This window comes from Flavobacterium beibuense F44-8 (assembly GCF_000769915.1).
In the GTDB taxonomy this organism is placed as follows: Bacteria; Bacteroidota; Bacteroidia; order Flavobacteriales; family Flavobacteriaceae; genus Flavobacterium; species Flavobacterium beibuense.
In genome coordinates, this window is the sequence record NZ_JRLV01000010.1 from 34,858 (window position 1) to 61,214 (window position 26,357).

22 protein-coding genes and 1 riboswitch are annotated in these 26,357 nt (G+C 38.5%); of the genes, 9 read left to right on the forward strand and 13 right to left on the reverse strand.

What is annotated here, in order from left to right; genetic code table 11:
- Positions 1-2: 2 nt before the first annotated feature.
- The 5 genes from metF to Q763_RS10255 all read right to left on the reverse strand — a co-directional run bounded on the left by metF (position 3) and on the right by Q763_RS10255 (position 6,119).
- A complete protein-coding gene (gene metF / locus Q763_RS10235) occupies positions 3-959 on the reverse strand; it encodes a methylenetetrahydrofolate reductase [NAD(P)H] (RefSeq protein WP_035133902.1) in 957 nt (318 codons plus the stop codon).
- Positions 960-3,635 carry a methionine synthase gene (gene metH, locus Q763_RS10240; RefSeq protein WP_035133904.1) on the reverse strand — a complete coding sequence of 892 codons (2,676 nt, stop codon included), beginning with the start codon at positions 3,633-3,635 and terminating at the stop codon, positions 960-962. It abuts the gene before it with no gap.
- Positions 3,636-3,643: 8 nt separating this feature from the next.
- Positions 3,644-4,645: a homocysteine S-methyltransferase family protein gene (locus tag Q763_RS10245; protein WP_035133905.1), complete on the reverse strand. Its 1,002-nt coding sequence runs from the start codon at positions 4,643-4,645 to the stop codon at positions 3,644-3,646.
- Between the two features lie 87 nt (positions 4,646-4,732).
- A riboswitch (SAM riboswitch) is annotated at positions 4,733-4,836 on the reverse strand.
- Positions 4,837-5,022: 186 nt separating this feature from the next.
- Positions 5,023-5,550 (reverse strand): hypothetical protein, encoded by a 528-nt coding sequence (locus Q763_RS10250; RefSeq protein ID WP_052123378.1) that lies wholly within the window; start codon positions 5,548-5,550, stop codon positions 5,023-5,025.
- Positions 5,551-5,672: 122 nt separating this feature from the next.
- Positions 5,673-6,119, reverse strand: a complete 447-nt coding sequence (locus Q763_RS10255; protein WP_035133907.1) for an OsmC family protein — start codon at positions 6,117-6,119, stop codon at positions 5,673-5,675.
- A gap of 697 nt (positions 6,120-6,816) precedes the next feature.
- On the opposite strand from Q763_RS10255, the gene metK reads away from it, so the two are divergent.
- The gene (metK, locus tag Q763_RS10260; protein ID WP_035133909.1) at positions 6,817-8,067 is read left to right on the forward strand and encodes a methionine adenosyltransferase; all 1,251 of its coding nucleotides are present in this window, start codon (positions 6,817-6,819) and stop codon (positions 8,065-8,067) included.
- Between the two features lie 54 nt (positions 8,068-8,121).
- Here metK and Q763_RS10265 read toward each other — a convergent pair whose 3' ends face one another.
- Positions 8,122-10,878, reverse strand: a complete 2,757-nt coding sequence (locus Q763_RS10265; protein WP_035134141.1) for a carboxypeptidase regulatory-like domain-containing protein — start codon at positions 10,876-10,878, stop codon at positions 8,122-8,124.
- Positions 10,879-10,976: 98 nt separating this feature from the next.
- The gene (locus Q763_RS10270) at positions 10,977-11,882 is read right to left on the reverse strand and encodes a GLPGLI family protein (protein ID WP_035133911.1); all 906 of its coding nucleotides are present in this window, start codon (positions 11,880-11,882) and stop codon (positions 10,977-10,979) included.
- 115 nt (positions 11,883-11,997) lie between these two features.
- On the opposite strand from Q763_RS10270, the gene Q763_RS10275 reads away from it, so the two are divergent.
- Both Q763_RS10275 and Q763_RS10280 read left to right on the forward strand, forming a co-directional pair.
- Complete coding sequence (locus tag Q763_RS10275) at positions 11,998-12,789, forward strand: hypothetical protein (RefSeq protein ID WP_035133914.1); 792 nt, start codon at positions 11,998-12,000, stop codon at positions 12,787-12,789.
- 2 nt (positions 12,790-12,791) lie between these two features.
- Positions 12,792-13,406 (forward strand): deoxynucleoside kinase, encoded by a 615-nt coding sequence (locus tag Q763_RS10280; RefSeq protein ID WP_035133916.1) that lies wholly within the window; start codon positions 12,792-12,794, stop codon positions 13,404-13,406.
- Positions 13,407-13,460: 54 nt separating this feature from the next.
- Here Q763_RS10280 and Q763_RS10285 read toward each other — a convergent pair whose 3' ends face one another.
- The 6 genes from Q763_RS10285 to Q763_RS10310 form a co-directional block, all read right to left on the reverse strand.
- Positions 13,461-15,914, reverse strand: a complete 2,454-nt coding sequence (locus Q763_RS10285) for a sodium-translocating pyrophosphatase (protein ID WP_035133918.1) — start codon at positions 15,912-15,914, stop codon at positions 13,461-13,463.
- 114 nt (positions 15,915-16,028) lie between these two features.
- Complete coding sequence (locus tag Q763_RS10290) at positions 16,029-16,559, reverse strand: inorganic diphosphatase (RefSeq protein WP_035133920.1); 531 nt, start codon at positions 16,557-16,559, stop codon at positions 16,029-16,031.
- A 255-nt stretch (positions 16,560-16,814) separates the two neighbouring features.
- Positions 16,815-17,366 carry a hypothetical protein gene (locus Q763_RS10295; protein WP_035133922.1) on the reverse strand — a complete coding sequence of 184 codons (552 nt, stop codon included), beginning with the start codon at positions 17,364-17,366 and terminating at the stop codon, positions 16,815-16,817.
- A 91-nt stretch (positions 17,367-17,457) separates the two neighbouring features.
- Positions 17,458-18,021, reverse strand: coding sequence for a hypothetical protein (locus Q763_RS10300; protein ID WP_035133925.1), 564 nt, complete (start codon positions 18,019-18,021; stop codon positions 17,458-17,460).
- 70 nt (positions 18,022-18,091) lie between these two features.
- Positions 18,092-20,584, reverse strand: a complete 2,493-nt coding sequence (locus tag Q763_RS10305; RefSeq protein ID WP_035133927.1) for a DUF5686 and carboxypeptidase-like regulatory domain-containing protein — start codon at positions 20,582-20,584, stop codon at positions 18,092-18,094.
- 73 nt (positions 20,585-20,657) lie between these two features.
- Entirely contained in the window at positions 20,658-21,635 is a 978-nt protein-coding gene (locus tag Q763_RS10310; RefSeq protein WP_035133929.1) for a pyruvate dehydrogenase complex E1 component subunit beta, read from the reverse strand.
- 276 nt (positions 21,636-21,911) lie between these two features.
- On the opposite strand from Q763_RS10310, the gene Q763_RS10315 reads away from it, so the two are divergent.
- The 6 genes from Q763_RS10315 to Q763_RS10340 all read left to right on the forward strand — a co-directional run bounded on the left by Q763_RS10315 (position 21,912) and on the right by Q763_RS10340 (position 26,172).
- A complete protein-coding gene (locus tag Q763_RS10315; protein WP_035133932.1) occupies positions 21,912-22,658 on the forward strand; it encodes an electron transfer flavoprotein subunit beta/FixA family protein in 747 nt (248 codons plus the stop codon).
- A gap of 23 nt (positions 22,659-22,681) precedes the next feature.
- Positions 22,682-23,650, forward strand: coding sequence for an electron transfer flavoprotein subunit alpha/FixB family protein (locus tag Q763_RS10320; RefSeq protein ID WP_035133934.1), 969 nt, complete (start codon positions 22,682-22,684; stop codon positions 23,648-23,650).
- Between the two features lie 97 nt (positions 23,651-23,747).
- A complete protein-coding gene (locus Q763_RS10325; RefSeq protein WP_035133936.1) occupies positions 23,748-24,359 on the forward strand; it encodes a bifunctional nuclease family protein in 612 nt (203 codons plus the stop codon).
- A 74-nt stretch (positions 24,360-24,433) separates the two neighbouring features.
- Positions 24,434-25,258, forward strand: coding sequence for a thymidylate synthase (locus Q763_RS10330; protein ID WP_035133938.1), 825 nt, complete (start codon positions 24,434-24,436; stop codon positions 25,256-25,258).
- A gap of 39 nt (positions 25,259-25,297) precedes the next feature.
- Complete coding sequence (locus Q763_RS10335; RefSeq protein ID WP_035133940.1) at positions 25,298-25,669, forward strand: 2TM domain-containing protein; 372 nt, start codon at positions 25,298-25,300, stop codon at positions 25,667-25,669.
- Positions 25,669-26,172 (forward strand): dihydrofolate reductase, encoded by a 504-nt coding sequence (locus tag Q763_RS10340; protein ID WP_035133941.1) that lies wholly within the window; start codon positions 25,669-25,671, stop codon positions 26,170-26,172. The genes Q763_RS10335 and Q763_RS10340 overlap by 1 nt, the downstream gene beginning before the upstream one ends.
- The last annotated feature ends 185 nt before the right edge of the window (positions 26,173-26,357 follow it).

Sequence of the window (26,357 nt, forward strand, 5' to 3'; positions counted from 1 at the left end):
GATTAAAAAACTTCCTTACCTATTGCTTTTATATTATCTGATTTACCCATAGAGTAATAATGTAATACAGGTATACCTGCTTTTACCAATTCTTTACTTTGGGCAATACACCATTCAATACCTATTTGTTTAACGGCATCGTTATCTTTTGCTTTTACCACTTCCATGATAAGCTCATCGGGAATATCTACCTTAAAGCGGTGTGGTACTTGGTTAAGCTGTTTTTTTGTAGACAGTGGCTTTAACCCCGGAATGATAGGCACGTTAATACCCTCTTTCCTGCATTTGTTTACAAAATCAAAGAACTTTTTATTATCAAAAAACATTTGGGTTATTATATATGATGCCCCGTTCTTTATTTTTTGCTTTAAGAAATAAATATCACTGTCAAGACTAGGTGCTTCCATGTGTTTTTCAGGATACCCAGCCACCCCGATACAAAAATCGGTCGCTGATGTATTTTGCAAATCATCATCCAAATAAATACCCTTATTAAGATTTACAATTTGTGATACCAGTTCGCTGGCATATTGATTACCTTCTTTTTCCGGCTTAAAATAGATTTCGCTTTTTACCGCATCTCCCCTTAGGGCTACCACATTGTCTATCCCTAAAAAGTCAAGATCGATCAAAAAGTTCTCGGTATCCTCTTTGGTAAACCCACCGCAAAGGATGTGCGGAATAGCATCTACCCCATACTTATTTTGTATGGCCGAACATATACCTACCGTACCGGGACGCTTTTTAACTACCTTTTTTTCCAAAAGTCCGTTTGCTAACTCTTTGTAAGTATACTCTTCCCTGTGGTAGGTAACATCTATAAAAGGCGGATTGAATTCCATTAACGGATCGATGCTGTCAAAAATAGACTGTATGTTTTGTCCCTTTAACGGTGGTAGTATCTCAAAAGAGAACAATGTTTTGCCATTTGCATTTTCTATATGCTCAGTAACTTTCATTTAATCTGCAATATTTGGGTTAAGCCATTTTACGGCTTCATCAATAGTTATATTTCTTCTTTTGGCATAATCCTTAACCTGGTCCAGTTTAATTTTACCAAGACCGAAGTACTTACTTTCAGGATTCCCGAAGTAGTACCCCGATACCGATGAGGCCGGCCACATGGCAAGGCTCTCGGTAAGTGTTACACCTGTATTTTTCTCTACATCCAACAATTCCCAGATGGTTGTTTTCTCTAAGTGATCAGGGCAGGCAGGATATCCCGGTGCCGGGCGTATACCTTTGTAGCTTTCTTTTATAAGCTCTTCGTTAGAAAGCTCTTCGTTTGCGGCATAACCCCAAAACTCCTTCCTTACCTTTTCGTGCAGGTATTCGGCAAAGGCCTCTGCAAAACGGTCACCCAGCGCCTTAACCATTATAGAGTTATAATCGTCATGGTTCTTTTCAAACTCGGTAGCTTTTTCATCCACACCAAAACCGGTAGTTACACAAAACGCACCCATGTAATCTGTTTTACCTGTTTCCTTAGGACAAACAAAATCTGAAAGTGCAATATTTGGTGCTCCTTTAGTTTTTTGTGACTGCTGCCTTAGTGTAAGGAAAGTAACCAGTTCATTTCCGTTTTCATCATATACGGCTACATCATCATCGTTCACCTGGTTTGCCGGAAATATTCCGTACACTCCTTTTGCTACCATCCAGTTTTCCTCAATAATAGAAGCCAACATTTTTTTAGCATCATCAAACAGGGCAACTGCCTGCTCTCCTACTACCTCATCAGTAAGTATATCAGGATATTTACCATGCAAATCCCATGTACGAAAAAATGGGGTCCAGTCTATATAAGGCACCAGTTCCTTTAACGATGGTGAAATGGTATGTATGCCTGTTTTTTTTGGCTTACAGGCAATGTAATTTTCCCAGTCCATCTGAAGCTTATTAGCCCTTGCATCGGCTATGGAAAGGAAATCCTTATCACGCGAACGGTTTAAGTAACCTTCCCTAAGCTTGTCGTATTCTTCCCTTATGGTTTTGGAATATTCGGTTTTTGTACCTGTATTAATAAGATTTCCCGCCACAGTTACCGCTCTCGAAGCATCGTTAACATGCACTACGGTTTCCCTGTATTCAGGTGCTATTTTAACCGCTGTATGTGCCCTTGAGGTTGTAGCTCCCCCTATCATGATAGGAATACTTATATTCAGTTTATCGAGTTCCTTTGCCAGATACACCATCTCATCAAGTGACGGCGTTATCAGTCCGCTCAAACCTATAATATCTACTTCTTCCTTAATAGCGGTTTCAATAATCCTTTCGGGCGGTACCATTACTCCAAGATCTATAATCTCAAAGTTGTTACACCCCAGTACTACCGACACGATATTTTTACCAATGTCGTGCACATCACCTTTTACGGTTGCCATCAAAACCTTACCTGCTGAAGTTCCCTTACCTTTACCTTCCTCAATAAAAGGCAACAGGTAAGCCACCGCTTTTTTCATTACACGTGCCGACTTAACCACCTGTGGCAGGAACATTTTACCACTACCAAACAGGTCGCCCACCACATTCATACCCGCCATTAGGTTTATCTCAATAACCTCAATAGGTTTCACGGCAGAAAGACGTGCTTCTTCCACATCGGCTTCTATAAATTCGTCAACCCCTTTTACAAGGGCATGCGTAATTCTTTCCTGTAACGGGAGTGAGCGCCACTCCTGCACCTGCTTCTCTCCCGACTTTGCATCGCCTTTTACATTTTCGGCAAAAGCCAAAAGACGTTCGGTAGCATCATCCCTGCGGTCAAGCAGTACATCTTCCACATGTTCTAAAAGGGCCGCATCAATCTCATCATATACTTCCAGCATTTCCGGATTTACAATACCCATATCCATACCGTGCTTAATAGCATGGTATAAAAATGCCGAGTGCATTGCTTCCCTTACCTTATCGTTACCCCTAAAAGAGAATGATACATTACTCACTCCTCCACTCACGTGGGCATAAGGCAGGTTTTGCCTTATCCACTGTGCTGCCCGGAAAAAGTCAATCGCATTTTTGCGATGTTCCTCCATACCGGTAGCTACTGGGAAAATGTTCGGGTCAAAAATGATATCTTCCGGAGGGAAGTTCACCTTATTAACCAGTATATCGTACGATCGTTTACAGATATCTATACGCCTTTGGTAATTATCAGCCTGACCTACCTCATCAAATGCCATTACAATTACAGCAGCACCATAGCGTTTTACTTTTTTAGCGTGTTCAATAAACAGTTCTTCACCCTCTTTAAGACTGATGGAGTTTACCACACTTTTACCCTGTACCACTTTAAGCCCTGCCTCTATAATCTCCCACTTGGAGCTGTCTATCATAATAGGCACACGTGCAATATCGGGTTCAGAGGCTATAAGGTTAAGAAATGTTGTCATAGCACTAACGCCGTCTAACATCCCTTCATCCATGTTAATATCTATAATCTGGGCACCACCCTCTACCTGTGCACGGGCAATGTCCAGCGCCTCTTCATATTTTTCTTCCTTTATAAGGCGCAAAAATTTTCGGGATCCCGTAACATTAGTACGTTCCCCTACATTTATAAAATTACTCTCGGGCGTAACGATTAACGGTTCAAGCCCCGACAGCTTTAAATATCTTTGTATATTCTCCTTCATGTTTCCTCTTAGCTAACAACGGGCAACTGTCTTGGCTTATAGTTAGCCGAAACTTCTGCAATTAATCTAATATGCTCTGGTGTTGTACCGCAGCACCCTCCTATAATATTAATCAGATTATCATCCAGATACTCCTTAATAAGCACCTGCATCTCCTCTGCTGTCTGGTCATACTGTCCAAATGCATTTGGCAGTCCCGCATTAGGGTGTGCCGATACATTAAATGATGTGTTATGTGCCAGTCTTTTCAGGTATGGTTTTAACTGATCGGCACCCAGTGCGCAATTGAAACCAACACTCAGCAGCGGTATATGGGAAATGGATATCAAAAAGGCCTCAACCGTTTGTCCTGAAAGTGTTCTGCCCGAAGCATCGGTAATGGTACCGCTTACCATTATAGGTATGTCCAAACCTAGTTCTTCCTTTACCTCCTCTATCGCAAAAAGGGCAGCTTTAGCATTAAGGGTATCAAAAATGGTTTCTACCAAAAGCAGGTCACTACCACCGTCAATAAGGGCACGTACCTGTTCTTTATAAGCGATTAAAAGTTGGTCGAAAGTAATAGCCCTGTATCCCGGATCGTTTACATCGGGCGACATGCTTGCCGTACGGTTTGTAGGACCTAAAGAGCCTGCCACAAAACGTGGTTTATCAGGATTCTTGGCAGTGTATTCATCGGCAACCTCACGGGCAATTTTAGCCGACTCATAGTTAAGTTCATATACTAAATGTTCCATGTGGTAATCGGCCATACCAATGGTAGTACCCGAGAAGGTATTGGTTTCCACGATATCAGCCCCTGCTTCAAAGTATAAGGCATGAATATCCCTTATAGCCTGTGGCTGGGTTAGTGATAAAAGGTCATTATTCCCTTTTAACGGATGCGGAAAATCTGCAAATCGTTCGCTCCTAAAATCTTCTTCCGTAAAATTATACCGCTGTAGCATGGTACCCATAGCACCATCCAGTATAAGTATCCTTTCGTTAAGAGCCTGATGTATTTTTGACATAACAGTTTATATTCGGATTAATGTTCCGTTATAATATCAATATGTCATCAAAAAAGTGGAGAGAGAAAATACGGGAGTATTTTCCTTGTGTTATCTATCCGCGCTTGCGGTAGAATTTAGCACCTTCTTTAAAGATTAAAGGGTTGCTAAGGCTTCATCGGGTCTATTCCCTCTGCCTTTCGTGATAACAAATCAATTTGTATAAGAACAGTGCAAAGTAATGTAATAAATTAATATTATGCAAATAAAAACAGCATACTGAATTACAAGTCTATAATTCTACAATAAATGCAACCTGTAAAAGCACATAGAAAAAGACAGGCCCTTAGACCTGCCCTTTAAACACACATGATAATGAATTATTAGTCCCTGTTTTATTAAGCTGCCAGTTTCTTTTGTTTTTCGGCAATCTCTACCAGAGCTTCAAATAACTTTTGTACTATTTCCCCTCTGCTGTCTTTAGGAGCACCTAAAAAGAGGGCTTCTAACCCGTGTACCGATGCTGCCAGTTTAACCTCATCTTTAAATGATGCAGGTAGTCCTGTTGCATTTTTATTTACCGACACTACATTAAACCCGCTTTTAAGCAACTTTGTATAATCTAACGGAAGACTGTCATCCCCCGAAGCGTCAACTGCAATGAGGTTGCTAATATTATTAGCACGCAGGTATTGTACCACATCTTCCATTTTGAACGGAATGCCAAACTGTATAAAGTTAGCCTCCCACGAGAAGTTTACCCCCTCCTTTTCAAAAAAGGCTACAGATGAGTTGGTAATCACCGGAAACCTCAGGTCTATTTTATTATCCAGCGCAAGGCCTTTTCTTTCTTTTAAAACTTTATTTATGAGTGCGCTCCCCACGTTTCCTATACCGAAGAGCACTATGTTTATCCTGTTATTCATTTTTTTTTACTTTTTTCTTTTTAAGAATGGACTCCCCCCTGTTATGGCGCAGGGGGAGAGACCAGTTCTTCACAAACAAACAAAAAACAACTTAAAATCTTTTTATATAAACCATTACGAAATTAGTAATGGTATTCTTTGTAGAGTATGAGGTCGACGGGGGTAGTATTGACCAGATTATCATACACAGGGCTGCGCGCCTGTATCTCTTTTACCCATCGCTGTAAAGCGGTTAAAGAAGCTTTTGTTGATGGCTTAAGGGTAATTTCCAGTTTACTGAAACCGGCTCTTTCTTTCGTGTTCTTTCCTTCATATTTTGCTGCATTAAAGTTTCCTGTAATTTCTACCTGTAATGAGTTAAGCTCAATACCCTGCTCTCCGGCCACCAGTTGTCCCAATGAATTAATGCATCCGGCAAATCCTGCTAAAATATATTCATAAGGATTAGGTCCCTGTAGTTCCGGAAACTTTTCGTTCTCACTTATCCTTAAATCAGTATTAAGTGTTTTAACTACAAATTGCTTATTGTTACCTGTGTACCCCAGTACGTTAATAGATGTTGTGTTCATAATATTGTTATTTTTAAATGAGAATGATTGAAATAAAAAAAGGTCCTCCTGGAGTTTACCAAAAGGACCTTACACTTGAATTATAAAACTAAATATTAAGTCGTTCGCTTTTGGCAATATACATAGGGCTTCCACATCCAGGTATACGAGATACAGATGAACTTATAAATGATTGCGGTAAACGATGTAAACGAATTAAAAACTTTCATGTCCCTATTACGGTTATTGCCAAATAATAATTTAAAATAAAAAAGCCCCTGCTGTCGGCAGGGGCTCTGTGTTTTATATAATTTTAATTTAAAATTAGTCAACAGTCACCCCTGCGGAAATCTTCCACGTAAAGTATGACATATTGCAAATAATAAATTTCATTTCTCTGATTTTGAATAACAAACATCCGAACAATTCCCGACATAAGCAACACAAAAAGTAAAAATTAACATTTTAAAAATACATAAACAGGTACTTAAATACTACGTATTTAAATAAACAGCGTTAAAAAACACTTTTGAAAATATTAAAATCCTAAGCAGTTTTTTTTATTCCAAATAGGTTTTATACCTTTGCAGGAGAAAAAATTAGAGGAAAGATTTGTACTGATTGCAACCTCAATAAAAAATGCTAAAGCAGGACCACTTCCCTTTAGCACTTGCCGCATTCAGCACTGTTTTTCATTACATAAATTAGTAAACATTTTATGGCATATTTATTTACGTCAGAATCAGTGAGCGAAGGGCACCCTGATAAAATTGCTGACCAGATTTCGGATGCGCTGATTGATAACTTCCTGGCTTTTGACGCCGATTCAAAAGTAGCCTGTGAAACTCTTGTTACAACAGGACAGGTAGTACTTGCAGGAGAAGTAAAATCAAAAACTTACCTTGACGTGCAGCAAATTGCACGCGATGTAATTAAGAAAATAGGCTACACAAAAAGCGAATATATGTTTGAGGCTAACTCATGTGGTGTTTTATCTGCCATACACGAGCAGTCTCAGGATATCAACCAGGGAGTAGACAGGCTTACTAAAGAAGAGCAGGGAGCCGGTGACCAGGGGATGATGTTTGGTTATGCTACAAACGAAACCGAAGATTATATGCCACTGGCACTTAACCTATCGCACAAACTACTACAGGAACTTGCAGCTTTACGTCGTGAGGATAAAGAGATTACTTACCTGCGCCCTGATGCTAAATCTCAGGTTACGCTTGAGTATGATGATGATAACAAGCCTGTAAAAATAAAAACCATAGTTATCTCAACTCAGCATGATGATTTTGCTGATGAGCCTACTATGCTTGCTAAAATTAAACAAGATATACTGGATATCCTTATACCAAGAATACTGGAAAAGAACCCACAGTATGCTTACCTGTTTAACGATGAGATTGAGTATCACATTAACCCTACCGGTAAATTTGTTATTGGCGGACCTCACGGGGATGCCGGACTTACAGGAAGGAAAATTATTGTAGATACTTATGGAGGTAAAGGTGCTCACGGCGGTGGTGCTTTCTCGGGTAAAGACCCTAGTAAAGTAGACCGTAGTGCTGCCTATGCTACACGTCACATTGCTAAAAACCTTGTTGCTGCAGGTGTTGCCGATGAGATTTTAGTACAGGTATCATATGCTATTGGGGTGGCTAAACCAATGGGTATTTACATCAATACTTACGGCACTAAAAAAGTTGACCTTAAGGATGGTGAAATCGCTAAAAAAGTAGAGGAAATTTTTGACATGAGACCTTACTTTATTGAGCAACGCCTTAAACTAAGAAACCCTATATACAGCGAAACAGCTGCATACGGACACATGGGCCGTAAGCCTGAAACGGTAACAAAAACTTTCACCTCTCCAAACGGAGAACAAAAAACACTGGAAGTAGAATTGTTTACATGGGAAAAATTAGACTATGTAGAAAAAGTAAAAGAAGCATTCGGGCTTTAATATCCCGATTGTTATACAAATAAAAAAGGCAGCCAGTTGGCTGCCTTTTTTATATTATATACCATACTTTATAGTAAGCATTAAATATCGTGGTTGAACCCTGTATCGAGATACACTTGTTCTAAACTGGTTAAAGCTGTCATCATTAAGCGAAGTGGTATTAAGCAGGTTGGTTCCGCCCACTTTAAACTCCCATTTGCTTCCCGGTTTCCTGTACATAACATAAGCATCCAGAAAATCGTATTTGTTATCTGATGTCCTTGCGTCATTATAGTAATGGTTAAACTGATAATCAGCAGTAACGGTAAACGAATCCCAGAAATAATAATCAAGTTTAGCAAATGGCCTGTGGTTATAGAATTTGTTATTAGCATAGTCATTAATACTTATGCTGTAACCAAGCTCTAAGTTAGGCATGGTTTTATAATTAGTAGAGAAACTAACCGAATAACTTTGTGTAAACTGTTCGTTGGTTTGCCTGATTGAGTTTTCCAGTGACGGCACTCCCTGTACCCCACTTTGCGGATCGAACCTGAAGTTGTTGTATTTATTCCAGTTTAAATTTGCCCCTACAGAAGCTTTGTAGTAACGCCAAAAACTCCTGTTATAACCTATTACTCCGCTTATAGATTCATCGGCAAAATTAGAGTTTTCCATAGTACTTATGCTGTTAGCCCCGTTATACCCTGCAAGGCTTTTAATAGCATCCATACGGTGATTATAGGTAATTGAACCAAACACCTGTGTAAAGTTGAACATATCAAACTTAAAGTAACGCAGATTATGGCTTTGATAAAGAGCATTTTCAAGATACGGGTTACCCCTGAAAAGCGAGTTATAGTTCGTGAATATAAGTCCCTGTGCAAAGTTGGTCACATCGGTAAACTGGGTAGTCATGTTGTAGGTATAGGTAAGGCTCTCCGATTTTTTAATCTGGTAAAGTGCATATACATCCGGCAATAGCCTGTAAAAATCGTTATTGACTTTCACATCCTTCTGCTCATTATACACATTATAACTATGCAGACTCACACCCGGATTAAAAGTAAACTTACCGGTTATAAATTTATAGTGCAGCCCAAGAAACACATCATTAAAACTGTAGTTCACATCGTTCTTACTGTTATCATCAAGATTGTCCTGAGAACCGTCGTCCAACATTTGGAAAATATCCGAATTAAAACTCTGGTATGAATACGTATCCCCCAGCGTCAGGTTGATGTTACTTCTTGGCGTAACCATATAGTAATAGTCAGCTTTAACATCAAGTTTATTGGTAGTCACAAAGCGTTCCTGCGAAATATCATAACGGGTAGCAGGCGATAAACCTAAGTTAAGAGATGTATCTCCGGTTCCCGAATCAGGAAACGGATTATTACCCAAGTTAGCATTATAAAACGGATCTTCATCCTGATACAGGTGCTGTGCTTCAAAAGCCAGTACATTTTTATCATCTAAAGTATAGTACAGGTTGAAGTTTTGATTGAATGAAAAAGGTTTTTGCTTTTTAACCGAATAGATTTCCTGATCCTGTTCTGTTTCCGGAAAAACCGACGAGAACAAACCGTTATCTTCCTGTTGGCTTGAAGCTTTTACGAAAGCATCATAATCAACATGAAGGTTTTTATTTGGAATATAACTTCCACTTAACTTAAACAGGGCAAAATCACTTTTTTGCAGTGACCTTTCATCTGTTTCCTGTGTGGTTTGTGTTTCTCCTGTTTCAGGGTCTAATATCTGGTTTCGGGTTTGTGTTTCGGTCTCCGTACGGCTGGAGTTATAGATCCCAAAACCGCTAATGGTTAACGATTCGGTTGGATTATAACTGAAGTTAGCTGCTCCAAATTTGGTTTCAATCTCCTTAGCCCTGTTATTTCTTAGCAGCGATATACCCAAATCGTTAGAACCGATATTAAAACTGGTACCACCTTTACGCATCATGTTACGGAAACCTCCCGAGAACTTCATATAATCCTGAATGGTAAGTGGCAGTTCACCGTTATTATTAAGGTTACCTATAACATTAATACTGTATTTAGGACTATAGTAAAACATCTTAGGGTTTACAAGGTAGCGTTCGCCCTCGCCTATACTGGCTCCGGCAGTAACATCTCCAAACCAAAAATTCTTTTTACCGTCCTTCAGTTTAATGTTCATTGCCACATTATCCTGATTGTTTTCAAGCCCTTTTAGCTGGCTAACCTCATTGTAATTACGAAGCACCTCGATCTTATCTAAGGCATCCGCAGGAATATTTTTAACCCCAAGCTTGGTATCTCCGTCAAAAAAATCCTTCCCTTCCACCATAAGCTTGGATACGGTTTTACCCTCTACAGTTACTTCTCCGTCGTCATTTACCTCAACCCCGGGAAGCTTTTTTAGTACATCTTCCAGTTTACGTTCACTACCGTTTGTGAAAGAATCAGAGTTATACACTATCGTATCTCCTTTTATGGTTACCGGCATTTCATAGGTAATTTCAAGTCCTGCCAGCTCTACACCCTGCTGAAGCACAAGGTCTTTCACCATATCATCGGTAGTTGTGGTTATTATCTCTTCTTTTGGTGTATATCCTATATAGCTTGATTTTAAAATATAACTCGTATTGGTTTTCAGGGTAAGTTGGTACTTACCTTTCTCATTGGTAATAGCATACGATTCCATCTCGTTGGTGGTTTTGTTAACCGCCATTATATTGGCCATTTCCAAACCTGTCCCGGTAGAATCTTTAATCGTACCCTGCACGTGAATGCTTTGTGCCTGCACAAAGGCCGAAACCAAAAGTACAACAGCAAATAAAAAATTTCTCATTTGGTTGGTTAGTGTAATTTTATTCTGTTTACCCTGAGTAATAATTAATAGGATTCCCCTCCCCATTATACCTAGGCTTATTATTTTTTCAATCAGGATTATGGTCTGCCCATACCACGATGACCTCCGCCTCTTGGCCCACCACGCATTTCCTGCATTTCCTGTATTTTTTTCATCAGGATTTCGGCAAATTCTTCCTGAGTTACTTTCTCTCCTTTTTTAAGCTCTTTAATCTCGGCCTTATCTTTAGGATTAAGTACTATTTTAGAACAAAGTATCATTGTTTTACCGTCGCTAACTTCCAGTATAAGTCCCGGAAGCCCCCAGTAATTACCCGGCCCCTGGCTAATAGGTATTTCGGGGGTATACCACGCAGTTATCTCAACCGCTTCCGGCATCTCTACCATATCCATAAAATTGGTTTTTCTCAACTCTTCTTCCTTGCCCTCTTCCTGTAATTTTTTGATTTTTTCTTCCGCTCCTTTTTTAGGTCGCATGTTCATCAGGTTGGTTTTATCTACCGGCATATTAGCAGTAGCTTTAAAACAAGTGTAGTTTCCTATTTTTTTGGTTTCGTTTACCATTTTCCATTTAATTGCCGGAAGCGAATCGTCTATTAAAAACTCTTTCCCAAAAATATCTTTCTCCATAAGTATACGCTTATCCTTAATATTTTTGTAGTGTTTTCCGCCGCCGCCCATCATGGATGACATCATTTTAAACATTCCTCCACCCTGTCCCGGTGCATCAAGTTTTTGCTCTTCCTCATAAACAGAAGCTGTTTTATCAAAATGAAGTATAAAGGTCTTTTCAAACATTGGACGCATTCTTTCCTCAATCATTTTCCTCATTTCCGGCGTAATATCCTTATTCCCGTCTAGTTGTTTTGTGGCATCTTCCATACTGGTTTTAGACTCATACACGGCCTCTCCCTGAAATTCCTGAGCGTTAGACACGAACACAGAAAAAAGTAATGTTATAACATAAAAAGTGAAGTTTTTCATATCGATTGGTTTTTGCATTTATTTGTTAGACTATCCAAAAGCCCATTCGTTACATGACTTTTTTAAAAAAAGATTAAGTTTTCTCTCATTCTAATTTTTTGTATTTTGGCTAAGTATGAAAAATCCCCTTGTTATACTCCTGTTTTTTGTTTGTACCTGTATATCAGCACAGGAACTCACCATACCTGTCAAATTTCTTTCTAACAGCAAGGCTGCACCCGAAAGATATATAGGCACCGATGCCTTTGGTTATGAGTATACCATAAGCGATAATGAGTTTAAGAAACAAAAAGACAATAAGGTTCTTAAATACAAAAGCCTTTCACTGGGCGATATTTATCAGGTAGACCTGCAAAACCCGTTACAGGTAGTTTTGTTCTACAAAAACTTCAATACCGTAGTGTTGCTGGACAGCCAACTTACCGAAACTGCCAGAGTAAATTTTTCTGACACTCCCCAAGCCATAATAGCTGAAGCCGTTAGCCTGGCTTCACAAAACCGTTTGTGGATTTATGATATTAACACACAACAGATAGGACTGTATGATATAGCCCAAAATAGCTATAAAACAATTACACCACAATTAAGTGGAGGCATGAAATATTATCAGTCTGACTACAATTACTTTTACTGGGTAAACAGCACCAATACCTGCTATAGGGTAAACCTGTTTGGTAAGGTAAATACACTGGGCACAACAGAGGACTTTGACCAACTGCAGTTTATAGCTCCACAAAAAGTACTGTACAAGAAAGACAATAATATGTACCTTTACGACTTGGAAACCCAGAGCCGTAAACTAATTGAGATAAAGGAAAAAAGCTTTAAGAGTTTTCACTACAAAGAGCAAATTTTATCTATTTTTACAGACAACGACATCATTCAATATAAAATAACAAGTACCTAATAATGCATATAGCAGTAGCCGGAAATATAGGGGCCGGAAAAACTACCCTAACAGAACTACTGGCCAAACATTTTAAATGGGAACCACATTTTGAAGACGTGGTAGACAACCCTTATCTGGACGATTTTTATCATCAGATGGAACGCTGGTCATTCAATCTGCAAATCTACTTTTTAAATACCCGACTAAGACAGGTATTACAGTTTAAGGAAAGCGGAAAGAACATCATTCAGGACAGGACAATATATGAGGATTCGCATATTTTTGCACCTAACCTTCATGCCATGGGCTTAATGAGCAACAGGGACTTTAACAACTACACTTCTCTTTTTGAGCTTATGGAAACTTTTGTGGGCGCTCCTGATTTGCTTATTTACCTAAGAAGTTCCATCCCTAACCTTGTAAAGCAAATACATAAGCGTGGACGCGACTACGAGAACTCCATATCCATAGACTACCTTAGCAGGCTAAACGAACGCTATGAGGCCTGGATTCAAAACTACGATAAAGGCAAACTGCTTATTATAGATGTAGACAAGAATGATTTTGTTGACAGCCCCGAAGATTTGGGTGACATTATAAACCGAATTAACGCTGAGTTAAACGGACTTTTCTAAAAAATAAAAAATGCCCCTGCAATTGTAGGGGCATTTTCTTTAAAGTGGATTAATTTACTTATTATTTTCCCGTAATTCGTTAATCTTTGCATCCACTTCTTCTTCTGTACCTTCAAAGGATTTCTGCTCCATTTTTATATCTTCGTTTGTGGTGTAGGTAGATATTACCACATTAGCAGTAACCTTACCATCTTCACCTCTTTCTTTTTCAACTGTTATTTCTGTACGTTTTTCAACCGCAGTATTTATAGGTTGTTCAATTACTGTAGCCGACTGCACATTCATACTGTGAGCATCATGTCCCCCTAAAATAGGAGCTACAACAAGACCTATAAGACAGGTTAATTTGATAAGGATATTCATAGACGGACCCGATGTATCTTTAAAAGGATCACCCACAGTATCACCTGTTACGGCTGCCTTGTGCGCGTCAGACCCCTTATAGGTCATCTCCCCGTTAATCATAACTCCGGCCTCAAATGATTTCTTTGCATTATCCCAAGCTCCTCCGGCATTATTCTGGAATACCGCCCAAAGTACCCCTGATACGGTTACACCTGCCATGTAGCCACCCAACATTTCGGCCACCAGCTGATGGTTATCAGGATAAACCAGCATCCCTATAAGTACAATTGCAATAGGAAAACCAATAGTTAGTAATCCAGGCAGCATCATTTCGCGTAAAGCGGCCTTTGTAGAGATTTCTACACATTTACCATACTCTGGCTTACCTGTACCTTCCATTATACCTGCAATCTCCTTAAACTGCCTTCTAACCTCATAAACCATATCCATTGCTGCTTTACCTACCGAATTCATAGCTAATGCTGAGAATACAACCGGAATCATACCACCTACAAAAAGCATAGCCAGTACAGGAGCTCTGAATATATTAATACCGTCTATACCCGTAAAGGTTACATAGGCTGCAAAAAGCCCTAACGATGTTAAAGCTGCTGATGCAATTGCAAACCCTTTACCGGTTGCTGCAGTAGTGTTACCTACAGAATCCAGAATATCGGTACGACCCCTTACTTCTTTAGGCAGTTCACTCATTTCGGCTATACCTCCTGCATTATCTGCAATAGGACCGAAAGCATCAATAGCCAACTGCATAGCAGTAGTTGCCATCATTGCCGATGCCGCCAGTGCAACACCATAAAAACCTGCAAAAGCATAAGCCCCCCAAATCGCACCTGCAAAAAGCAGTACTGTTGGGAAGGTAGAAACCATACCTGTTGCCAGTCCGGCTATAATATTGGTTCCTGCGCCTGTACTTGATTTTTGAACAATGGCCAAAACCGGTTTTTTACCAAGCCCTGTATAATATTCGGTCACAGATGATATAACACCTCCCACAAAAAGACCTACCAGTGTTGAGTAGAATACCCGTAGTGAAGAAATCTCTTTTGGCTCTTCTCCATAAAAATTCATCATCATAGTTTCCGGCAATAAATAAGTCACCAGAAAATAACATGAAACAGCCACAAGAGCTATAGAAACCCAGTTACCCACATTAAGTGCTCCCTGAACCTCTGCCTCCTTAGCATCGTTACTTTTTATTTTAACCAATAAAGTACCTATAATAGAAAACAGGATTCCGAATCCGGCGATCGCCATAGGTAACAATATAGGACCAATACCTCCAAAGGCAAGACTAACATCAGGGTTAGCAACCAGTATATCTCTTAAAACATAATTACCCAAAACCATTGCCGCCAAAACTGTTGCTACATACGACCCGAACAAATCGGCTCCCATACCGGCAACGTCTCCTACATTATCCCCTACATTATCGGCAATAGTAGCAGGGTTACGCGGATCGTCTTCCGGTATACCGGCTTCAACTTTACCTACTAAGTCGGCACCTACATCGGCTGCCTTAGTATAAATACCACCTCCTACGCGGGCAAAAAGAGCGATAGATTCGGCTCCAAGAGAAAATCCTGCAAGAGTTTCCAGTACTATAGTCATTAGTTCCTGAGCAGTTTTTGGATCACCTCCTAAGTCTCCCGGTGCCCAAACACCATTCATAAAGTAATGAAAGAAGAAGATAAAGAAACCTGTTAACCCTAATACGGCAAGCCCGGCAACACCAAGTCCCATAACCGTACCTCCGCCAAACGAAACTTTAAGTGCCTGAGGCAGGTTTGACCTTGCGGCCTGTGTAGTTCTAACATTAGATTTGGTAGCTATTTTCATTCCCATATTTCCTGCTAGCGCAGAAAAGAAGGCCCCAAAAATAAAAGCTACCACAATAAGTATATCTGTAGTGGGGACTATATAAGAAATAACCGCCAGGGCTATACTGGCGGCTATAACAAAAAATGCTAATAATTTATATTCTGCTTTTAGGAAAGCTAAAGCTCCTTCATAGATGTGATCTGAGATTTCTTTCATTTTCCCGTCACCGGCATCTTGCTTAAGGACCCATGATCTTTTGACTGCCATAAACAGCAATCCTACAACGGCCATTATTACAGGCACGTAAATCATTATTGATTCCATAAAAAAATTGTTTGGTTTGTTAATACATTAGTAAATGTAACAAAACAAAAACAAATAAAAAAGCAATATTCTATACAGAATATTGCTTTTTTCATATTTTTTTAGGAAATATTATTATCTGATGCTAAATAATTCAGCAGGTTTGTCTTGTAAAGACTCAAAACGATCAACACATTTCTCTATAATTTCACGAGCTTCCTTAACATCTCCCCATCCTTCTACATCAACTTTCTTGTTTTCAAGATCTTTGTATACTTTAAAGAAGTGCTCAATTTCTTTTAGAAGGTGCGGATTCATATCGCTTAGGTCTTCTAACTTATTCCAGATTGGATCTGACATGGGTACACAAACAATTTTCTCATCCGGACCTTTCTCATCTGCCATATGGAATACACCAATCGGCTTAACTTCCATAACACAACCAGGGAAAGTAGGTTCTGTAACAAGTACTAGTACATCAAGAGGATCACCGTCAAGAGCAAGAGTTTCAGGAATGAAACCGTAATCTGCAGGATACATCATAGATGAGAATAACATCCTGTCATAACGTATTTTCTTTAGTTCAAAGTCATACTCATATTTATTTCTGCTTCCTTTTGGTATCTCGATAAGTACATCGAACGAATTTGATTTTGCTGCGCTCATTTTATTTTGTTGTATTTATTTCATTTACAGTTTTTGCGGCTGCAAAATTAATGCAAAAAATACTGTTTACAAAGCAACACCCCTATTAAAAACACTGGTTAGTAGTGTATTTACATAAATTTAATAGGGAAACCATATTATTTTACACCTTGAGCAAAAATAAAAAGTATATGAAATAAAAAAGTCTTCTTAAAAAGAAGACTTTAAACTACTATACGTATTAACTATTAATAAAAACTACTTTCAGTATTTTAATTATTGATTTAAAGGATTACCCTCTTCAAATTGCTCACACCACCAAATAGTACAAGGCCCTTCATCACAATAAGGTATAAGCTGACCTTCATGTTTCAAAAACTTAATATGACATCCGCTTGGACAACCTTCACAAAAAGCAACAAATTGAAACGAATCATCTACAGAAAATTGAGGTGAAGATGGCTCTGACCTTAATATAACATTAGCCGAAAGGTTATCAGCTGTTGAGCCTATAAGAAAAAAACGTTCTATACTAGAATCGTTAGTTGCTACTTTTTTTACGACAGAAACAGATTGAACCTGCTCTACATGACCATTCTCTTTAAAATACTCATTGAAAGCCTGTAACAAATCACTTTCAGGCACTATTAAAACGACTTCACCATTTTGCATTTCAGCAATGGGAGCACTCCATATAGAAGACCTGCTTTTAAGACTCAAAGCTGTATCTCCATTATTCATCTCAACGTTAGATTTGTCATCACTACAGGATACAAAAGCTAGAGAAACAAATAAAAATAAAAGACCTAATAAAGTATTTTTTTTCATAATAAGGCAAGGTTTAATTATTTAAATGACACTATTTCAAACGAAAGTAATCTTTTTCGCTTATCAAAACTCCTAACTAAATGTTAAAAAACTATTGCTTACTCCTCTTAAGCCTGAAAACACCTTCACGCTTAATACAATCAGAACATCCTTCTGAACACGAAAGACTTGCTACCCCTCCATTATAAGCCACAACAACATCACAATCATCCACACACCCCTTACACATTATCATAATCACCATATCCTGCGCAGCATAATAATACAGCTTAGAGTCACGCACGGTAAGTAAAGTTCCGAATTTTGTTTTTTTATCAGCACTGGACGCCAGCACCATATAAAAATTACCATCTCCATCCTGAACATCAGTCTCCTTAATTTCTATGGTCGCTATATCTCCTTCTTTACCGGTAAATAACTTCCATTTCTCAAAAAAAGCATCATAGTCAGTATACTCAATCTCCCCATTTTTAATTACAGCAACAGGGGTATCTGTAAAATATCTTTCGGCTGGAGCTACATTTTGCTGTGACTCAACATGAGTTACTTTATCAATAACTTCCTCAGGTTTACTTTGCTCTTCTTTTTTTTGTTGTTTACACCCCAAAGACACTAAGGCAAACAAAGTAAAAATGCATATAACTATGCTTTTCATATAGTAAAAATTAATGGACAATTAGGTATTCGATACTAAAATACAATTTTTTTTATACCAACGAAGAATATTAAAAATGAAAACCAAAAGTTCCTTTAACAGCAAACGTGTTAATATCGGGTAAATCAAGGTAACTACCCCTCCATGCAAAATCGATACGGAACACTTTAAATATATTCCCCACACCCGCATGATACTCCCAATACACATCTTCAGGAGCACGATAAGTTATACTTGAAGCATTTAAATCGATGTTTCTTTGAGAAACTGTACCATATACCCCTTTAACACCAACTATCTCCCTTAGGTTAAGTTTCCTTAAAAGCGGGATTCTGGCAAAAAGCCTACCATTAAAGTTATGCTCTAAATGTAACGAAACATACTCATCGGCAGCAAACTCGTAGTAATTCATCAGGTTATAAGTGTTCTCTATAATAAAGTACGACTGGTTACCCGGCACAATACCCATTAATCCAAGCGGTACAGCTCCAAATATTTTACCAGCCTCCAGTGTGGTAAACAACCTACCGAATCCACCTATAAGTACAGGTTGCCTATAGTAGAACTGTAATTTTTGATATTCAAAATCACTATCAAACAGCTTTACTCCCTGTGTAAAATTTAAGTACAGTCGGGCATAATTTAAATCTACATCACTACGCTCTACACCATAACCTATTGTTCTTCTTCCGGGAGTATAATCTGCATGTAAACTGTACTCATACTGATTCACTCTACTCCTTACCCCCTGTGACGGATTGTTTGGATCTATATAATAATCCATATTAAAGGTTTGCGGCGAAGCCGACTTTAATGTCCTGTAAGAGAAGCTTGTTCTGAACAACAAATTCTTAACCGGCTCTATTTCTGCCGAAAAAGTAGTTAGTCTAATATTGGTTAGCTTACTGTTATCACCACTGGCAAAAAGAGAAGATGAGGCAAAACTACGACCTAAAACATCGTTAGTAGCGGTAAGGCTTACCCCGGTTTGCTCTATATCCCTGCGGTTACCTCCAGACAGGATAATCCTGTTCTTTTTGTTCACCATCCATTTACCGGAGATTCCATATTTAAACTTATTATCTTTAAAACCATAAGCAGTATAGCCCTCTACTCTCCACGGATCATTTTGACCAAAGTAGGTACGTCCTCCGGTTCTCACCCTTATTCCTTCAACATCATTATAACCGAAGGTGGAGAAAATAGGTCCGTAATCAAAATGATTTATCTGATAATAGCCGGACCCCAGCGTTGCGACGAGATTATACATTTGCTTAAACCTCGGTACGGTTTTAAGAGTATCCAGCATTTTATAAATAGCCTTCTCATCTTTATTGAGTGACTCAAAACGGTTTTCTGACCAGTAATCATCTGATTTGTTATTTACAGTCTCGTCATACTCATTGACTTCCTTATGATAAAAATCGGATGGCTTTTTAATATCAAATTCATAGTTTTGGAAAAGCGTGGTTCTTTTACCGTAAACCCCTTTAGAACCTTCTTTTTTCCTAAGTGCAAAATCAGACATCATATGATCTCGCGTTAACAGGAAGACTGAATCATTCATTACCTCAAACTCCTGCTCAATATAAATATCTTTTACCCAGTTAATGTTAGCACTTTTACTGGCCGACATTACAATTTTCTTTATAGCAAAAGTGGTATCATTTACCCAAAAATTACCTTTAAAGGTAAGTTCGTTTTTACGCCTTGGATAGAATACTATATTATAACACCATTTATTATCTACATACGAGCTGTCGTGCAATACATAATTATACACATTAATACCTGTACGAGATAACGGACTCACAAAGTCCTTATCAAAAAACTTAAGGTAATTATCGTAAATGTCATAATCAGCATACAGGTCTTTAATAAAAGCTATTATTTGCTGATTATCACTAAAGCCTGAGTTTTTATTAGCCTCAGTTATTTCTTTACGACTGTTTGTAGTATTGTCTCCATATACTTTACCAATATTCTCATTAATAAATATTGGCAAATACGTTTTACCGGTAACACTAGAGGTGTCTACATGATCAAATATAAACTCCATACCTTTAAAAAGCTTTCTCTTAGTAAAGGCACTATCTATATTATTCATATCAAACTCCACCTTTTCATACTTATCAAACTGGTACTGGTCAAACATTTTAAGTCCGTTTTTCCTTCTGCGTTCCCAAATTTTACGAAGTATATCTATGGCAGGGTTATTCTTTTTTGAGGTTTTACCCGAATAAAGCACAACCTCATTCAGCATTTGCCCTTCACCCAAAACTACCTTAAGATCGTAGGTAATTTGTTTTTGAAGCTGTATATCTTTTGATTCGTATCCTACAAAAGATATTTGTATTTCCGTGTAGGTATTTTGAGACTCCAGATAAAATTTCCCGTCCTCGTTAGTTATCACACCTTCGGCCGTCCCTTTAAAGTAAACATTAGCATACGGTATAGGCTCATTCACCTCATCCAGCACTATTCCGCTAACTTTAGTTTGTGCTGATAAACAGGCTGTAAACGCAATAAACGCTACCAGTAAAAAAAGTATTTTCTTTTTCATATATGCTATAAACAAAAAACTTCATCATATAGTATGATGAAGTTTCAAATATAATCAGATTTTGGCTGAATTCTTACTTATACATAACTTTCTTAACTGCTTTTACAACATCTTCAGAGTTTGGTAACCACTCTTTAAGCAGTACAGGAGAGTATGGTGCCGGAGTATCGGCAGTTGTAATTCTTTGTACAGGCGCATCAAGATAATCAAACGCTCTTTCCTGGACCATATATGTAATCTCAGAAGCTACACTCGCAAATGGCCAAGCCTCTTCAAGAACTACAAGTCTGTTTGTTTTTTTAACAGAGTTTAAAATTGCATCATAATCCATTGGACGAACTGTTCTAAGATCGATAATCTCACAGCTTATACCTTCTTTCTCTAATTCATCTGCAGCAATGAAAGCCTCTTTGATGATTTTACCGAAAGAAACAATGGTTACATCTTTACCTTCACGCTTAATATCGGCAACACCTAGCGGAATAGTGTACTCACCTTCAGGCACCTCTGCTTTATCACCATACATTTGCTCTGACTCCATGAAGATTACAGGGTCATTATCACGAATAGCCGATTTTAAAAGCCCTTTTGCATCATATGGATTTGAAGGAACTACAACTTTAAGACCCGGAGTATTAGCAAACCAATTCTCAAAAGCCTGTGAGTGAGTCGCAGCAAGCTGACCTGCAGATGCTGTAGGACCGCGGAAAACAATTGGCATAGAAAACTGCCCTGCAGACATCTGTCTCATTTTAGCAGCATTATTTATAATTTGATCAATACCCACTAACGAGAAGTTAAATGTCATGAACTCCACAATAGGGCGGTTACCGTTCATGGCAGAACCTACTGCAATACCGGCAAATCCAAGCTCGGCAATAGGAGTATCGATTACCCTTTTAGGACCAAACTCGTCCAGCATACCTTTAGATGCTTTATAAGCACCGTTGTATTCGGCAACTTCTTCACCCATTAAATATACTGACTCGTCGCGACGCATCTCTTCGCTCATTGCTTCGCAAACGGCCTCTCTAAACTGTATAGTTCTCATGTAATATTGTATTTCTTAATTTTATGATTGGCAAAAATAAAGATTTTATATTTATTTCTGTCTCAAAAAACATCAAATAAATCCCCCTGTTTTTCTTCTGTTTTAAGCAATTAAAATTCCGCAATTATCAAGCTAAAACGTATGCGTTTTTCGCAGTATCTTAAATTTTAACACCATTTATTTAAAAAAAGCATATTTATTATGCATGCATAGTTTTTTATTTAAATAAAATTATTAACTTCGTAACCGGAAAATAATCTTTATAACTTTATAAAAATGAAAATATTAGTTTGCATCAGCCACGTGCCTGATACTACTTCCAAAATCAACTTTACCAACGGGGACTCAGAATTTGATACTAACGGGGTACAGTTTGTTATAAATCCTAACGACGAATTTGGTTTAACCAGAGCAGTTTGGTTTAAAGAGCAACAGGGAGCAAACGTTACTGTTGTGAATGTTGGCGGACCTGACGCAGAGGCTACTCTTAGAAAAGCCCTTGCTATTGGTGCTGACGAAGCTATTCGTATAAACGCTAACCCAACCGACGGATTTTTTGTTGCAAAACAACTTGCTGAAGTTGTGAAAAACGGAAATTACGACCTAGTAATTGCAGGTAAGGAATCTCTTGATTATAACGGAGGAATGGTACCGGGTATGCTTGCAGCAAACTTAGGTTACGACTTTATTAACTCATGCATTGGTTTAGATGTAAACGGAACCGATGCTAAAGCTGTAAGAGAGATTGACGGCGGTAAAGAAACTCTTAGCGCTAAACTTCCTCTTGTAGTAGGCGGACAAAAAGGACTTGTAGAAGAAAAAGACCTTAAAATACCAAACATGAGAGGTATTATGCAGGCAAGACAAAAAACACTTACAGTACTTGAACCTGTAGCTGCTAGCAATGCTACACAGGCAGTGAAGTTTGAAAAACCGGCTCCAAAATCGGCTGTGAAACTTATTAGCCCTGATAACCTTGACGAACTGGTTAACCTACTACACAACGAAGCTAAAGTAATCTAATCAAATTTAAAATTATTACGACTATGTCTATCTTAATATATGCTGAATCAGCAGAAGGTAAATTCAAAAAAACAGCTTTCGAGCTTGCTTCTTACGCTAAGAAAGTAGCAGGCCAAACAGGAAGTACTGTAACCGCAGTAGCTGTTAATGCTGCCGATGCTTCTCAACTTGGAAAATACGGAGTTGATAAAGTATTAAACGTAAAGAACAACAAACTAAATTCTTTTAATGCTAAAGCTTATGCTGATGTAGTTAAGCAGGCAGCACAAAAAGAAGGTGCTAAAATAGTACTTCTTTCCTCTACTACAGACAGCCTTTACCTGGCTCCGCTTGTAGCTGTAGGTCTTGAAGCAGGTTATGCATCAAATGTAGTTGCACTACCGGAAAGCGTTTCACCTTTCCGCGTTAAAAGAAATGCTTTCTCTAACAAAGCTTTCAATGTAACAGAAATAAACACTGACGTAAAAGTATTAGCTATTGCTAAAAACTCTTTCGGACTTATTGAAGCAGCTGCTGCCGCTACAGAAGAAGAGTTTGCTCCGTCATTAAACGATAACGACTTTACTATTAAAGTAGAGTCTACAGAAAAAGTAACAGGAAAAGTAACCATTGCTGATGCTGAAATTGTAGTTTCGGGCGGACGCGGACTTAAAGGCCCTGAAAACTGGGGACTAATTGAAGATCTAGCCACTGCACTTGGTGCTGCAACGGCATGTTCTAAACCGGTATCAGATCTTGGATGGAGACCTCACTCTGAGCACGTAGGACAAACCGGTAAACCGGTAGCTTCTAACCTTTACATAGCAGTAGGTATATCGGGAGCTATACAGCACATTGCAGGTATCAACTCCTCTAAGGTAAAAGTAGTTATAAACACTGACCCGGATGCTCCTTTCTTTAAAGTTGCAGACTATGGTGTTGTAGGCGACGCTTTTGAAGTTGTTCCTAAGTTGACTGAAAAAATAAAAGAGTTTAAGGCTCAAAACTCATAATTTTATTATAAATTGTGCCCATTAAAGGGCTATCTGAAACAGATGGTTTTATATTTGTTCAGATAGCCCTTTTTATTTGAAAAGAGGAACGATTTTTATGAGCTTAGTTAAACTTACTATTAAAGGGATTTCGTACAGTCAAACACAAAACGGCGCGTATGCTCTTATCCTGAATGAGGTGGACGGTGAACGAAAATTACCAATTGTGATTGGTGCGTTTGAGGCCCAGTCTATCGCAATAGCGCTGGAAAAAGAGATTAAACCGCCAAGACCCCTTACCCACGATCTTTTTAAAAACTTTGCAGACCGTTTTGACATCGTAGTAAAGCAGGTAATTATACACAAACTTGTAGACGGTGTTTTCTTTTCGAGCATTATTTGTGAACGCGACCGCATTGAGGAAATTATTGACGCCAGAACTTCTGACGCTATTGCCCTTGCCCTGCGTTTCAATGCTCCTATTTTTACCTATAAAAACATTTTGGACAAAGCCGGGATTTACCTTAAAATAAACCCTGAGCCTGATAATCCTGAAAGTGAAGATGTACTTTCGGAACCACAAACTTTCGGAACCGAAGAGGTTTCGGGAGAAGGCTATTCACAATACTCCATTCAGGAACTGTATGATATGCTGGATGGTGCAGTGCAGAATGAGGACTATGAAAAGGCAGCTAAAATAAGAGACGAAATATCTAAGAGAGAGAGTTAATTTGGCAATTCGTTAATTCGGTTATTTGAGAGTTAAATCAACAAATAGCCACATAAACAAATCCACATAATAAGATGAAGCAGTATTTAGATTTAGTGAAGCATGTAATGGAGAACGGAAACCAAAAAGGTGACCGTACAGGAACGGGTACTAAAAGTGTTTTTGGTTACCAGATGCGTTTTGACCTTAGTGAAGGTTTTCCGCTTGTTACTACAAAAAAGCTACACCTTAAATCTATTATATATGAGCTGCTTTGGTTTTTACAAGGCAACACCAATATTGGTTATCTAAATGATAATGGCGTAAAGATTTGGGACGAATGGGCCGATGAGAATGGCGATTTGGGTCCGGTATACGGTCACCAATGGAGAAATTGGGACAGTCAGGAAATAGACCAGATCAAAGAACTTATAGAGACTCTTAAAAACAACCCTAACAGCCGCAGGATGCTTGTTAGTGCATGGAACCCTAAAGTACTGCCGGACACATCTAAATCATTTGCAGAGAATGTAGCCGAAGGTAAAGTAGCACTACCTCCCTGCCACGCTTTCTTCCAGTTTTATGTAGCCGACGGTAAATTATCATGCCAGTTATACCAAAGGAGTGCCGACATATTTTTAGGTGTTCCGTTTAACATTGCATCATACGCATTACTTACCATGATGATTGCTCAGGTATGCGACCTTAAACCGGGAGACTTTGTACATACTTTTGGCGATGCACATATTTACAACAACCACATGGAACAGCTTGAACTTCAGCTAACCCGTGAACCGAGACCGCTCCCTAAAATGATACTTAACCCTGAGGTTAAAGACATCTTTGACTTTAAATTTGAAGACTTCACATTAACAGACTACGATCCGCACCCACATATTAAAGGAGTTGTGGCCGTGTAATTATTTTTTTCCTATCTTTAAGTTATATAAAATTAACTTATGGAACCAAATCAACAGGAGTTGTATGAATATGCCCGTAAAAGGGTAAAGCAGAAGAAACGTGTTTACTTCCATTTTATACTGTTTTTTGTAGGCAGTATATTTTTATACATTATAAACAAATGGCTTAATGTAACCCCCGAAAAGGACTGGTACCTGTGGGCTATTACCGCATGGGCATTCCTGTTTATAATGCACTTTATAAAAGTATTTGTTACCGAGAGTTTTATAAACAAAAAATGGGAACAGGAACAAATTGACAAACTTGTAGCCAGACAGGAACGTAGGATAAGCCAGCTTGAAAAGAAACTGGAGAAAGACAGCGAAAACACACAAACCGAAACCGATAATACCACTACCCCAACAGAATAATGACTATTACCCTTATAGCTGCTGCAGCAGAAAACAATGCTTTAGGAAAAGACAACCAGATGATATGGCATCTGCCGGATGATTTTAAACGCTTTAAGCAGTTAACCTCCGGACATTATATAATAATGGGACGCAAAACTTTTGACAGCCTACCGGGAATGTTACCTAACCGCACCCATGTTATTATTACAAGACAACAGGACTACACTGCCGAAAACTGTATTATAGCCAACAGCCTTGAAGAAGCTTTAAAAGCCTGCCCGCAGGATGAGGAGGTATTTATAATAGGTGGCGGTGAGATTTACAAACAGTCGCTACCATTTGCTGATAAAATAGAACTTACCCGTGTGCACGGAACCTCTCCCGAAGCAGATGCTTTTTTCCCGGAGATAGACCTCAACAAATGGGAACTTACTGAAAAAGTGTATCATCCAAAAGACGAGAAGCATAAGTTTGACTTTACGTTTGAGACTTTTGTAAAGAACACTGGTGAAAATGAATGACAACTTATTTGAAACAGAAAAGAATCAAAATAGGAATTGGAATTTGTTCCTTTTTAATTTGTCCTTTTCCTTACTTGATAAAAATCAGATTATCCTCATAAATTATTCTGAAAAAAATTGTGGCTCATGGACAATTGAACACACTTTTATAAGAACACTATATGATGGCAGAGATGATATATTCT

Coding starts and splice junctions, on each gene's coding strand:
- Q763_RS10310 (WP_035133929.1), bottom strand. CDS start 21,635: ATGAGAACTATACAGTTTAGAGAGGCCGTTTGCGAAGCAATGAGCGAA.
- metF (WP_035133902.1), bottom strand. CDS start 959: ATGAAAGTTACTGAGCATATAGAAAATGCAAATGGCAAAACATTGTTC.
- metK (WP_035133909.1), top strand. CDS start 6,817: ATGGCATATTTATTTACGTCAGAATCAGTGAGCGAAGGGCACCCTGAT.
- Q763_RS10250 (WP_052123378.1), bottom strand. CDS start 5,550: ATGAATAACAGGATAAACATAGTGCTCTTCGGTATAGGAAACGTGGGG.
- Q763_RS10295 (WP_035133922.1), bottom strand. CDS start 17,366: ATGAAAAAAAATACTTTATTAGGTCTTTTATTTTTATTTGTTTCTCTA.
- Q763_RS10255 (WP_035133907.1), bottom strand. CDS start 6,119: ATGAACACAACATCTATTAACGTACTGGGGTACACAGGTAACAATAAG.
- Q763_RS10265 (WP_035134141.1), bottom strand. CDS start 10,878: ATGAGAAATTTTTTATTTGCTGTTGTACTTTTGGTTTCGGCCTTTGTG.
- Q763_RS10325 (WP_035133936.1), top strand. CDS start 23,748: ATGAGCTTAGTTAAACTTACTATTAAAGGGATTTCGTACAGTCAAACA.
- Q763_RS10305 (WP_035133927.1), bottom strand. CDS start 20,584: ATGAAAAAGAAAATACTTTTTTTACTGGTAGCGTTTATTGCGTTTACA.
- Q763_RS10245 (WP_035133905.1), bottom strand. CDS start 4,645: ATGTCAAAAATACATCAGGCTCTTAACGAAAGGATACTTATACTGGAT.
- Q763_RS10275 (WP_035133914.1), top strand. CDS start 11,998: ATGAAAAATCCCCTTGTTATACTCCTGTTTTTTGTTTGTACCTGTATA.
- Q763_RS10340 (WP_035133941.1), top strand. CDS start 25,669: ATGACTATTACCCTTATAGCTGCTGCAGCAGAAAACAATGCTTTAGGA.
- Q763_RS10335 (WP_035133940.1), top strand. CDS start 25,298: ATGGAACCAAATCAACAGGAGTTGTATGAATATGCCCGTAAAAGGGTA.
- Q763_RS10300 (WP_035133925.1), bottom strand. CDS start 18,021: ATGAAAAGCATAGTTATATGCATTTTTACTTTGTTTGCCTTAGTGTCT.
- Q763_RS10280 (WP_035133916.1), top strand. CDS start 12,792: ATGCATATAGCAGTAGCCGGAAATATAGGGGCCGGAAAAACTACCCTA.
- Q763_RS10270 (WP_035133911.1), bottom strand. CDS start 11,882: ATGAAAAACTTCACTTTTTATGTTATAACATTACTTTTTTCTGTGTTC.
- Q763_RS10285 (WP_035133918.1), bottom strand. CDS start 15,914: ATGGAATCAATAATGATTTACGTGCCTGTAATAATGGCCGTTGTAGGA.
- Q763_RS10320 (WP_035133934.1), top strand. CDS start 22,682: ATGTCTATCTTAATATATGCTGAATCAGCAGAAGGTAAATTCAAAAAA.
- Q763_RS10315 (WP_035133932.1), top strand. CDS start 21,912: ATGAAAATATTAGTTTGCATCAGCCACGTGCCTGATACTACTTCCAAA.
- metH (WP_035133904.1), bottom strand. CDS start 3,635: ATGAAGGAGAATATACAAAGATATTTAAAGCTGTCGGGGCTTGAACCG.
- Q763_RS10290 (WP_035133920.1), bottom strand. CDS start 16,559: ATGAGCGCAGCAAAATCAAATTCGTTCGATGTACTTATCGAGATACCA.
- Q763_RS10330 (WP_035133938.1), top strand. CDS start 24,434: ATGAAGCAGTATTTAGATTTAGTGAAGCATGTAATGGAGAACGGAAAC.